Source organism: Aliiglaciecola lipolytica E3 (assembly GCF_000314975.1).
Lineage (GTDB): Bacteria > Pseudomonadota > Gammaproteobacteria > Enterobacterales > Alteromonadaceae > Aliiglaciecola > Aliiglaciecola lipolytica.
The window spans coordinates 1-12484 of the sequence record NZ_BAEN01000021.1; the positions used below are offsets into that span (position 1 = coordinate 1).

Genomic DNA, 12484 nt, shown 5'->3' on the forward strand with positions numbered 1-12484 from the left:
CGGCAACCGTGAGTAGCGCCGATGTTAGCTTAGACGAAACCGATGCGCCCTTAGTCTTTACTGGCACTCTCACCAGCACCGATCCTGATAGTCCATACAACACGTTTACACCAGTGACGATTACACGCCCCACTGGCGAGCTAGTTTTAAATGCTGCAGGTGCTTGGACTTTTACGGCTAATAGCGCGTTTGACAGTTTAGATGTCGGTGACTCGATAAATGAAGTATTTAACGTCACCACGGTAGATGGTACGCCGACCACGATAGAAATCACCATTAACGGTACAAATGATAACCCGGTTGCCGCTAGCGATGCTCAGACTACCGACGAAGACACCGTCCTTAATGCTGCCGTGCCTGCTGGCAGTGATATCGACGGCACCATTGACCCTAATGGTTTTGCATTAGTGACTAATGTGGGTGAAGGTGTTCTGACATTCAACCCAGATGGTACTTATAGTTTTGACCCGACTGGCGATTTTGATGATTTGGCACCGGGTGGCAGCCGTGACGTTACCTTCACTTACACAACCAGTGATAACAACGGCGGTGTAAGTGCACCGGTGACGGTCACTATTACTGTCACCGGCCTCAATGATATTGCAGTGAGTACGTTACCTGCGCCGCAAATCGCAACCGAAGATACTCCCCTTACGATCAATGGTATTGCTGTGCAGGATGCTGACAACGCGATCCTTACCACCACGTTAACGTTGCCTGCTAATGCTGGTGTTATTAATGTGATCGCGGGGGGCGGTGCAACCATTACTGATAACGGCACTAATACGGTTGTTATTACGGGTACATCCGCTCAAATCAATGCGGCTTTATTAGCCGTTGATTACACGCCCACGGACGATTTTAATACTTCTGCATCGGGGCCGATTGCTATCGGTGTTGAAATCACTGATGGCATTGAAACGCATGTGTCTTCGCTGTCTCTAACGGTACTACCTGTTGTTGATATTAGTGATGATGCTACTACCACTAATGAAGAACAGCCGGTCACGCTTGATGTGCTGGCTAATGATAATTTTGAAGGTGTCGCCACCGTTTCAGTGTTTACCCAAGCTCAAAATGGCACCGTGGTGTTAAACCCAAATGGTACCTTTACTTATACGCCTGATGTTAATTTTGAAGGCATCGATAGCTTCACTTATACGGCGACTGTTAATGGCATCACTGAAACAGCAACGGTTACGATAACAGTACTGCCTGTCAACGATAACCCTGTGGCAACTGATGATAGCTATAGCGTTGATGGTGCAGCCGGTGCAGCCGGTGTTGTGCTGAATTTACTGGATAATGACACCGATGTTGATGGCGACACGCTTGTTGTTTCTAGTATTGCCGGCCAGCCGGTCATTGCAGGCCAGGCACAAACATTGTCTGTGCCTAATGGTGAAGTGGTTATCAGCGCCAGTGGTGTAATCACTTTTTACCCTGACCTTGGTTTTATTGGCGACTTTAGTTTTGAGTATGAAATCAGTGACGGCCAAGGTGGTACGGCTTCGGCAACCGTTTCAATTGACATTACACCCGCGCCTCGGGTGGATGGAGAATTTCGTGATTACGGTAACTTTAGACCTGTATTTACAGTCCCTATTCGTCCGGTTGACCCTGCGCTGCATGTGTTATTGAGCGTTCAACAAGCCAGAAATGAAATCCAACTCAGCTCTGGTTTGAATTTGTTAGATATTGATTCTGTTGCTTATAAAGAGCTACTCGGTGGTTTAGATATCGGCCTAGCGTTTGCCTCTGGTGATAATGGCTTAGGCGAATTAGGCGGCAAGGACTTTTCTCCGCTGGGTATTGATCGCTATCCCGACAACGCACTTTATGTGCAGCAGTCAGTCCGACAAATTCCGTTACCTACATCGCATGCTGTTTTTGTGCAGTTAGCCGTTAATCAATCGCAGCTTGAATCTGCGGCGCGCAATGGTCTGGTTGATTCATTTAATTCAGCATCGCCCGGCGTTAAACATTTACTTGACCCTTTTGCTAAACCAGAATTATCGGCCACAAAAATAGCGGCTAATAGCAGCAGCGAGCAAGTTAACGATGACACCATCGAGCTGCAGGGCACAATAACAGCTGAAAGTTCACCGAGTGTTTTAGACATCGCCAATACCGATATCGTTATTGCGCTTGGTGGTGATCAAGGCGATGAAAAAATTACCGCTGCGAGTAGCTTTAGTGAGCAGCTCAAACAGTCAGCAGCATCGAGGTTGGCTAGCGGTTCAGAAAATACCATTAGCTACTACAAAAAAGCCTAAGCGGTATTGGTTTGTATGGTTACAATGTAATGACTATTTTTATAATAATTAACAGTGAATTTGGAGTAAGTGTGTAATGAAAGCCCTTTTAAATAAACGGTTTTTTACTGGGACAGCAACCCGTGCTTGGCGTTTTAATGCGCCGATCTTTTGCCTTGTCTTGGGAGGGTGCTCCGTTTCGCCTCAGTTGGCAACGCAGGATGAAGTTCGCGATAGAGTAGCGGCCGATACAGCGCAAATGTTTGAGAACCAAGTGGCTATTAGTGCGCCTATAACTTTAGACGAGGCACTAGCTAGAGCGTTGAAATATAACTTGGATTATCGATTAAAAAATATGGAGTCGGCCTTGGCTCTGGGTTTAAATGAGCTATCAAAATTCGATATGCTGCCGCGTGTTTTGGCATCGGCAGGTTATAGTCGGCGCAATAATGATTCGGGTGGCTCCAGTTATGGTATTGAAGATGGCCTAGAGTCGCTGCGTCCTTCTTCATCGCAAGAGAAAAGCTACCATACTGAAAATATTGAATTCAGCTGGAATAGTTTAGACTTTGGTGTTTCTTATTATCGGGCAAGGCAACAAGCCGATCAGTATTTAATTGCTGAAGAGCGCCGCAGAAAAGTAGTTCAAGGTTTATTTCAAGATGTTCGCGCATCGTATTGGCGTGCGCTAGGGGCGCAACGTTTAGAGCAGCAGGTGAATGCCACTATTGAGCGAATTGACCGAGCGCTTGAACAATCACGTGAAGCAGAGTCGCAGCAAATTATTGCTCCTGTAACGGCACTGAATTATCAGCGCGCATTATTAGATGCTGCCTACATGCTCAATAAGCGTCGCCAAGATTTAGCCTACGCAAAAAGTGAGCTGGCCGCTTTAATGAACGTGCCCTCTGGCGTTACTTTTAGTTTGGCTGATACTAAAGAGCATGCACTGCCAGCAGCCCCCGACAACATTAATCAACTAGAAGAAATGGCGTTATTACAGCGCCCTGAATTACGTGAAGAAGATTTTAGAAAACGCATTACTGCTGACGAAACGCGTAAACAAATCTTAAGTTTATTCCCTGCAATAAACTTTAATTACGGATTTTTTCAAGACTCTAATAAATACCTCTATAACAATGAATGGTCACAGGGCGGTATTTCGTTGTCGTGGAATTTAATGAAATTAGCCAGCATCCCCTCGTTGAATGATTCTCGCGAAGAGCAAGAGAAAGCTGATACTGCGCGCCGCATGGCACTGTCAATGGCGATTTTAACTCAGGTACGCATTTCGATAGAGCGCTACCGTTTAGCAGCCAGTGAATTTAATTTGGCCGATAAAGCCGCAGGGGTTGATCATCGTTTATCACAATATGCTCGCGATGCGTTAAGCTCAAAAATGGATAGCGAACTTGAAGTTATTCGAACAGAAGCCAAAGCACTGTTAGGTGACTATCAACGTGCTAATGCTTACGCTAATTCGCAAATTGCTTTTGGTCGTTTGTATAACACATTAGGTTTTGATCCACTTCCCTACGATGGCGAGGGTTTAGACTTGGCTCAATTGACTGAACTGATTAGTGAACACCAGGCTCAGTTGCAAAATAATTCTTTCAGCCTAAAGTCGCACCTATTTGGCCATCAAGCTGATGTTAGCATTCGCGTGCAAGGCATTGATGACCCTGTATTAAAAAACAGCATGACCGAGCAGTTGGTCACTATGCTCGAGAGAAATGATATTAAGGTCAATCAAGCATCAGGGACGCCACTGACGTTTAGTTTGAGTCGTAACGATGCTAATGGTTTGCAAAAAGCTTTATGGTTAGTAACCATGGATAGCAAAGAAGTATCCAACAGCATGGAGTATGAAACGACCTTGCCACAAAATGCGCGTGCTTCGACTTATGAAGCAAGTTTATTGGCTGCAGCTTCAGCTAGCTTATCGTCAACACGTAACTGGTTATCGCAATCGCTACCTACTGCTCAACCGTTGGAGATGTAAATGACACACCGTTCTTGTTGTTTTTTAATAGTGCTTGTTGGGCTCACCGCCCAACTTGCACAAGCCCAGTTCGCTGGGAAAACCGCTTTACAAACCCTTCATAACTACCCTAGTACCAGCCAGACCCGGCAAACTGATTATCGGCATGCTGCCATAAGAGTTTTATTGGCACCTGAAAAAGAAACGGTGTTGTCGAGTTCGGTGGCCGCTAAAATTAATCAGCTTAATGTTTCGTTGGGTTCTTCGTTCGATAAAGATAAACTACTGCTAAAATTTTCATGTGAAGAGCCCATAGCTCGCAACAATATGGTGCAGGCCGAGTTGGCAGGGGCCCTAGAGTCACACGAAGGCAAAGTGAAAATGCAAGGTTTAAAACAGGCGAGTAGCATCGAGGTCGCTTTGGCAGCCAGTGAAGTCGCTAGATTACGGGCGCAATTAGCGCTGAGTGCCGTGCAAATAAAAAACTGCGAAGTCAAATCACCTTGGCGAGGTAGGGTTTCAAAAGTCTTTGTAAGTAACCACATGAGTGTGGCGGCAGGGGAGCCGCTGTTAGAACTGGTGAAGGATGGCCGCTTAAAAATCCGCCTTAATGTACCTTCAAAAAAAATAAACTCCCTGCAGGTTGGCGATTTGTTCAATGTCACCATCGACGAAACCGGCAAGCGTTACCGAGCTAGAATAGTGGCTATCAACAGCCGTATTGACTCGGTTAGCCAAACAATTGAAATCGAAGGTCGGATGATTGAGGATTATCCTGGCTTACTAGCCGGCATGAGTGGTACCGCAATGCTTGCTGATCTAAACGCTGAGTGATTACCCCAAGCATAATATTAATCTTGGCTTATATTGATTGCTCAGTGGCGCTTCTAAAAAGTTATTTTTATGAATACAAATAAACCCCCAGTAGCCGAAAAAAAACAAGCCGCTACTCATCAGCCTGTGCCTCCCCCACGCACGACAGCTAAAAAAAATGCCGAGCATACTCAGTTGTCGGTTTTGTTACATCTCGAAAAGCGCGCTTTGGCGGCGCAAGATAACCAAGCATTATGCTTTGTGATTGCAAATGAAACTCACATGCTTACGCCGTTTCGGCAGTCACTGATTATGGACAAAAATATCAGTGGTCAATTTAGCCTGCGACAGGCGTCGGGTTTAGCCAATATTGTTGAAGACTCCCCTTTTTCAATTTGGCTGCAGTCGTTGATTGCCAGTTTAGACATTAGCAATCACCAAGCGCAATCTATGTTGGTTAAAAGTGAATCCATCAGAGAAGATCTGCAGACGGGCTGGTTGGAGTGGTTACCGGAACATTTGCTGATTATCCCTGTGCTCGATGTTGATGAGAATGTTGCCATGCTAGTGCTGTATGCTAGAGAGCAAACTTGGTCGCCATTAGATTTAGATTTATTGCATCGTTTACACGATTGTTATGCTTACTGTTATCGCGCGATGAACAAACGTGAAAATAACCTAGCTCGCAAGCTGCGTCAGTTTATTCAATCTGGGCGTTTGCGTTGGGTTGTATTGGCTATGGTGTTAGCGTTGTTTATCCCTATCCGTTTATCGGTACTGGCCCCGGCCGAGGTCGTGGCCTTAAATGCCAAAGCCGTAGCTTCACCTATAGATGGTGTTATTGGCAAAATTCATGTGCAGCCTAATGCCGAAGTTGAGGTAGGCGATGCGCTATTTTCACTGGATGACAGCGCTTTACAAAGCCGAAGAAATATCGCGCTAAAAGCCCTAGTCATTGCAAGAGCCGATGCATTAGTTGCTGAACAACAAGCGTTTAATGATTACAGCAGCAAAGCTGAATTGGCATCAGCGCTGGGCAGGGTCAGAGAGAAAGAGGCCGAGCTTGGCGCTGTTGAATTGTTGTTGCAGAGAGTCACGGTAAAAGCTGATCGTAAAGGTTTAGCTATTTTTGCCGACAAAAATGACTGGATCGGTCGGCCGGTTCAAATTGGTGAGCGTATTATGCAGTTGGCTAGTGCCGAAGATGCGGGCATCGAAATTTGGCTACCGGTGGCCGATGCGATTAATTTAGATATCGGCGCTCCTATTCGCGTCTTTTTGCATACCCAGCCCTTATCACCTTTAGATGCCAGTTTATTGCAGACCAGTTATCAGGCTAGCCAAAGCCCAGAAGGTATTTCGGCTTATACGCTATTTGGTCATTTTAGTGAGCGCAAAGACTTGCCACGTTTGGGGCTTCGCGGTACAGCACGGATTTCATCAGACTGGACAGTATTGGGATATTATTTATTTCGTCGGCCTATTGCTGCGGTGCGTGAGTTCACTGGGTTGTGATTGAAAACCTGCCTGCGTTGCGCGAAGAACTAAAATTATTACCCGCTGCGGCCAATAGTGATGGTTCGCCGGCATGGATGATAGTAGACCCAGTTATTAATCGTTTTTATCGAATTGGCTGGTTAGATTTTGAGTTGCTAGTTCGATGGAATACAGGCCCAGCCGAGGCGATAATCGCCGCTATTAACCAACAGACAGCACTCCATGTTGACGAAGCTGATATTGAAAGTTTAATTGTTTTCTTACAACAGCATAATTTGCTTCAAGCCAGCAACTCTAAAACCGCTAATGCTTTGCAGCAGCGAGCACAGCAGCAGAAAAAAAATACCTTTCAGTGGTTGTTGCAGCACTATCTTTTTTTTCGTATACCGCTAATTAAGCCGCAACGCTTACTCAAAAATAGCTACCCTTATGTTGCTTGGCTCTATTCAAAAGCGATGTTGGTTAGTTTGGTTTTTTTCGCTGTTTTAGGCGGCTATTTAATTAGTCGTCAGTGGGATACTTTTAGTGCAACGCTAATAAATCAACTGGGTTTTGATAGCCTAGTTGGTTTTGCTATTGCCCTTGTTATCGCTAAAGCGCTGCACGAGCTAGCGCACGCTTATACGGCTACTCGCTATGGTGTGCGTGTTGCACATATGGGGGTTGCCATGGTGGTGATGTTCCCAATGCTCTACACCGATACCAGTGAAAGCTGGAAGCTATCAAACTCTAAGCAGAGAATGGCGATCGCCAGTGCGGGCATTATTGCCGAACTCGGCTTGGCAATCATTGCTACGCTAGCGTGGTGTTTGCTTCCAAATGGTGCCGTGCGCGAGGCGATGTTTTATCTTGCCACGACCAGTTGGGTGCTTACATTATTGATTAATGTAAGCCCTTTTTTGCGCTTTGATGGTTATTTTATTTTGGCTGATATACTCGATATGCCTAACCTTCATGAGCGCTCAGCCGCCATGGCTAAGGTTTGGTTAAGGCGTGCATTACTGGGTATTGAAGATGATTGGCCAGCCACTGAGCAACCAAACTGGCGGCCTTGGCTGATTATTTTTGCACTGTTCACCTGGGTTTATCGTTTTTTTGTTTATATCGGTATTGCATTGCTGGTGTATTTTTTCTTTTTTAAATTGGCAGGTATCGCGCTTTTTATTATTGAGCTTTTTGTCTTTATTGGCAGACCGGTATTGGCCGAGTTGACCGTTTGGTGGCAGCGACGTAGCGAGATGAGTGTGATTAAGAAAAAGCGTTGGTTAGGTTTTTTTATCGTTTTACTGGCGATAGCGATGATACCTTGGCATACCAGTATTTCAAGTATCGGCTGGGTTCACTCAGCACGGCAACAAATCATATTTTCGCCATTAGCAGGCCAGTTGCAGCAATTGCCATCGACTGATCAGGTCACTCAAGGTGATACCTTGTTCGTATTGCGCTCACCTGATCTCGCGCATTCAGAAATGAAAGCACGCACTCTAGCTGAGCATACGTGGCATGAACTCAATGGTTTAATGGGCGTTAGTAACGGCGAGCAGCGGCGTACAGGCTTAATGTCTCGCTATGACCATTACTTGGCCGAGGCACGACTATATCAACAAGAACAACAGCGGTTGGTGTTAACAGCAAGTTTTAGCGGCCAGTTATTTGATATTGATCCTTACTTGGCCAACGGCGTATGGGTTAAATCACATCAACCATTGGCAGTGCTCGCCGATAATAGCGCCTGGATAGTCGAAGCCTACCTGCCCGAAAACGATATAGCGCGAGTGATTGTGGGGGCAAAGGCCCGGGTTAAATTAAAAGAGCAAGTGCCATATTTTATTGACGGTGTGGTCGAATCGGTTGATATATCACCCTTAGCACTTTTGCCGCACCCGATGCTCGATGCCGCATCGGGTGGGCCGATCAATACGGTGGTTCACGGCAAAAATAAACGCCAACCGCAGCAGGTATTATTTCGGGTAAGAATCCGTTTACTCGAACCGCCGGTTTCAACCCGAATGGGGTTAGCCGATGTCACCGTGCAAGGTGAAGCCCGCGCATGGCTGCCTAAGCAATTCAAACGTGTGGCGGCCGTTTTAATTCGAGAAAGTGGATTTTAATGGCTCGTTTTCTACTGTCTAAGCTTAGCAATTTGGGTCACTTCAATCGTGCCTCTCTTATCGTGAAGAAAGTGTCAGTGGTGATTTGATCTTAGGGTAGGGCACTTAAATTGTTTAAGCCTCTCTGTTAACTCCCCCCAGCTTTTTATAGTCACTATTGTTACTGCTATGTGCAGTTATCGGTTTTTTTGAAACGCTCTCCTAAGTGTAGTGGTGAGTGCGGTTTGCATCATGTCAGCTAGGTTTTGTCTCACCTGAGTGCTACTATTTGCGGTCTTTAAAAACAGCGTTTTTTTGAGTCGCTGCTAAGGGTAACAATAAGGATCATTATGCATATCCATATTTTGGGTATTTGCGGGACATTTATGGGCGGCTTAGCTATTTTGGCCCGCCAGCTTGGACATCAAGTTACAGGCTCTGACAGCAATGTTTATCCACCGATGAGTACCCAGCTAGAAGAGCAGGGCATTACGTTGGTTGAGGGCTTTGATCCAATTCAGCTTGAACCTGCGCCTGATCTTGTTGTGGTTGGCAATGCCATGTCGCGAGGTAATCCTTGCGTCGAATATATCCTTGATAAAGGCCTTAAATACACCTCCGGGCCGCAGTGGCTATCTGAACATTTGCTGCAAGACCGCTGGGTGCTCGCAGCTGCCGGTACACACGGCAAAACCACTACTTCGAGTATGCTTGCCTGGATTCTAGAAGACGCCAATATGGCGCCGGGTTTTTTAATTGGTGGTGTGCCTGCCGACTTTGGTGTTTCGGCACGGGTGGGTGACTCTCCGTTTTTTGTTATTGAGGCCGATGAATATGACAGCGCTTTTTTTGATAAGCGCTCAAAGTTTGTGCACTACCGACCGCGCACCGCGATTCTTAATAACCTTGAATTTGATCATGCCGATATTTTTGAAGATTTAGCGGCCATCCAAAAACAATTTCATCATTTGGTGCGCACTATCCCCTCGACGGGCAGGGTGTTGTTGCCCGCGAGCAATGACAACTTAGAAACCGTTCTCTCTCAGGGGCTTTGGTCAGAAGTTGAGCGTTGTTCGATTGATGATGCTGTTTGTAAAAAACCCCTAAACAACGCTGCTGCCAATATTCATCATGATGTCTTTGACCAAGAGAATACAACTTGGTCGGCGCAACTGCTGAGCGCTGATGGCAGTGCTTTTGCTATTTTCTTAAAGCAACAAAAACAGGGCGAGGTGCATTGGTCTCACACCGGCAATCACAATGTTAGCAATGCATTATCAGCTATAGCAGCGGCTAGGCATGTAGGCGTTACTGCCGATATAGCCTGTCAGGCGCTTTCAACGTTTAAAGGCGTTAAGCGCCGAATGGAGCTGTTAGCTGTGATCGCCGGCATTAGTGTTTACGACGATTTTGCACATCATCCTACAGCCATTGCTACTACCTTAGCTGGTCAGCGCGCTAAAATTGGTGAGCAGCGTTTAATCGCAGTTATTGAGCCGCGTTCAAATACCATGCGTTTAGGGACTCACTTGGCCTTGTTGGCCGACGCTAGTTGCGATGCTGATCGTGTTATTTGGTATCAGCCCAAGGGCCTAGATTGGTCGTTAGAGCAAGTCATAGCCGACAGCGATGGCCGAGCAGAAGTGTTTAACACCGTTGATAGCATCGTGGCTAACCTCGTTGCTGAAGCTAAATCAGGCGATCATATTGTTATCATGAGTAATGGTGGTTTTGGTGGTATTCATGGCCAACTGCTGCAGGCGCTAAACGATAAGTAACTATTGTCTCAACAAGCAATACTAATCAGCGTAATCGCTATTGAGTATTTCGCTTCAAGTCAGATGTCGTTATTAAAAATAACAAGAGAAATGCTCTCCATGTCAAAAAAACTATTTTCACTGTACGAGCTAATGATCCTGCGTAGGCCGTTAATAACGCTACTAGTGACCGTATTAATTTTGGGTTGGCTGGCAAGCCATCTACCTAATTTTAAATTAGATGCTTCTGCCGACTCTTTAGTTTTGGAGGGTGATAAAGACCTAGAGTATTCCCGCCAAATTACTAAGCGTTATGGGTCAGAAGAATTCTTGCTAGTGGGGTATAGGTAGGATTAATACCCCCGTCATCTTCTTAATACCCCCGTCATCTTCCCAATCTACAATAAAAAACAGGCTATTAGCAATCGCCAAGTTATTATCAACCCATTAGCTGCACAATGATTAAGCACAAATCAATAATGCGCCGGCCTTTTTAGCGTTTTGCGCATTCCGACACGCAACCTATCCTACCGACCTCATCCTTGAGCAGCACCTATCATCCTCTCCCTTGCTTTCCTAATCGAACAAGCTCTCTTGTGGCGGTGCTCGTGGCTCTGGTATTTGATTCACGGTGGCGGGCGTCCCAGACTTCGCATCCAGGTGAGCTAAAATCTTATTGATGACCGACGGGTCCTCGATACAGGCAATAATCCTCACTGCACCACCACAGCGGCTACAGATCGTGACATCAATATTGAATACGCGCTTAAGCCGCTCGGCCCACGTCATGCTTTGATGGCAATCAACCAGCGCAGGCTCATCGTCCTTCACGCCCTGCTTTTGAGTGTTGCCCTTGCCACGTTTAGCGGGAGTAACAAAGATACGCTGCTTGCTGTTAGGGGCCAGTACACCATGGTACCGCGTCAAATTTGCGCGTGGCTTCGGCACTAAGGCTGCCAATTTCGCCATGAAATCTAACGGCTCGAAGATGACGTGCGTCGAGCCATCTCTGTAGGGCGTCTTTAGCTGATACCTGACCTTGCCCTGCGAAGTCAGTGCCAGTCGCTTTTCTGATACCGCCGGGCGGGAGATATAGCGACACAAGCGTTCCAGCTTTTTGCGTTCTCGTGTTTTTGTTGCCACCCCAGCATGCAGGGAGAAACCGGCGATTTTACCGACCTGGTTTGTACCAAAATCATCATCTTCCCAGGATGGGATTGTCTGTAGTGTGAAGACCTTGCGGCCTTGTTGTGGGCCCACTGCAATTCGATAGGTGATGGAGTGTTCCTGAAGCTGATGCATCGCATCGTCGTCTTGTAAATCTAGTGTCAGATAACTGCTTTCATCATCGCGCACCAATAAACCCTGGCGCTCCAAATGACCTGCAACGCGCTGGCTAATGGCAGCGACTAAAGTATTAAGTTCGCTGGCTGTAGGTGCATTTACTCGGTGAAATCTCAATTGGCCGTTGTGTTTTTCTTGGTAGGCACCGTCAATGAAGAGCATATGAAAATGGACATTGAGATTTAGCGCGGAGCCAAAACGCTGTATCAGAGTAACGGCGCCTGTTTGTGCTTGTGTGGCTTTAACCCCCGCTTTTTTGATCAAGTGCGTTGAAATGACTCGGTTAACAATGCCCAGCACCTTACTCATGACCAGAGGGTTGCTGGATAAAAGGAATCGCAGCGGGTATGGAAAACTGAGTACCCATTGGCGGATAGGTTTGTAAGGTAAGACGTCATCGACTAACAGCGCTGCTGTTTCTGCCATTCGCCTTGCTCCACAGCTGGGGCAAAAGCCTCGGCGTTTACAGCTAAAAGCTACCAGGTGTTCAAGGTGGCAGTCTTCACAGCGGACCCGCAGAAACCCATTTTCGAGCCTGCCACATTCGAGGTACTCATCAAATTCTCGTGCGACATGGCGAGGCAAGTAACGGTCTGTCTCACTGAGATGCGACTGAAACTCGGGCCAATAGCGCTCGATGAGTTGATAAAGCAGTGTTTGCTCTGGTCGGTGTCGGGCATAGCTAAACACATCACCGCCAGACATCCCTTCCGGCCTTGGTTGGATCATACAACGCATCCTTGCGTT

At 46.5% G+C, this 12484-nt stretch carries 7 protein-coding genes; 6 read left to right on the forward strand and 1 reads right to left on the reverse strand.

Annotation, left to right across the window (positions count from 1 at the left end; translation table 11 throughout):
• From GLIP_RS03680 to mpl, 6 genes are all read left to right on the forward strand, one after another.
• The coding region (locus GLIP_RS03680) for a tandem-95 repeat protein (protein WP_040521808.1) at positions 1-2276 on the forward strand (2276 nt) is incomplete at its 5' end.
• Positions 2277-2352: 76 nt separating this feature from the next.
• Positions 2353-4257, forward strand: a complete 1905-nt coding sequence (locus tag GLIP_RS03685) for a TolC family protein (protein WP_008843226.1) — start codon at positions 2353-2355, stop codon at positions 4255-4257.
• On the forward strand, positions 4258-5070 hold the full coding sequence (locus tag GLIP_RS03690; RefSeq protein ID WP_008843227.1) for an efflux RND transporter periplasmic adaptor subunit: 813 nt from the start codon (positions 4258-4260) through the stop codon (positions 5068-5070).
• A 69-nt stretch (positions 5071-5139) separates the two neighbouring features.
• The gene (locus GLIP_RS03695) at positions 5140-6564 is read left to right on the forward strand and encodes an efflux RND transporter periplasmic adaptor subunit (RefSeq protein ID WP_008843228.1); all 1425 of its coding nucleotides are present in this window, start codon (positions 5140-5142) and stop codon (positions 6562-6564) included.
• A complete protein-coding gene (locus tag GLIP_RS03700; protein WP_008843229.1) occupies positions 6561-8657 on the forward strand; it encodes an HlyD family efflux transporter periplasmic adaptor subunit in 2097 nt (698 codons plus the stop codon). The genes GLIP_RS03695 and GLIP_RS03700 overlap by 4 nt, the downstream gene beginning before the upstream one ends.
• 329 nt (positions 8658-8986) lie before the next feature.
• Positions 8987-10414 carry a UDP-N-acetylmuramate:L-alanyl-gamma-D-glutamyl-meso-diaminopimelate ligase gene (gene mpl, locus GLIP_RS03705; RefSeq protein ID WP_008843230.1) on the forward strand — a complete coding sequence of 476 codons (1428 nt, stop codon included), beginning with the start codon at positions 8987-8989 and terminating at the stop codon, positions 10412-10414.
• A gap of 555 nt (positions 10415-10969) precedes the next feature.
• On the opposite strand, the gene GLIP_RS03715 is transcribed toward mpl, so the two are convergent.
• Positions 10970-12466 carry a transposase gene (locus GLIP_RS03715; RefSeq protein ID WP_008843231.1) on the reverse strand — a complete coding sequence of 499 codons (1497 nt, stop codon included), beginning with the start codon at positions 12464-12466 and terminating at the stop codon, positions 10970-10972.
• Positions 12467-12484: the final 18 nt, after the last annotated feature.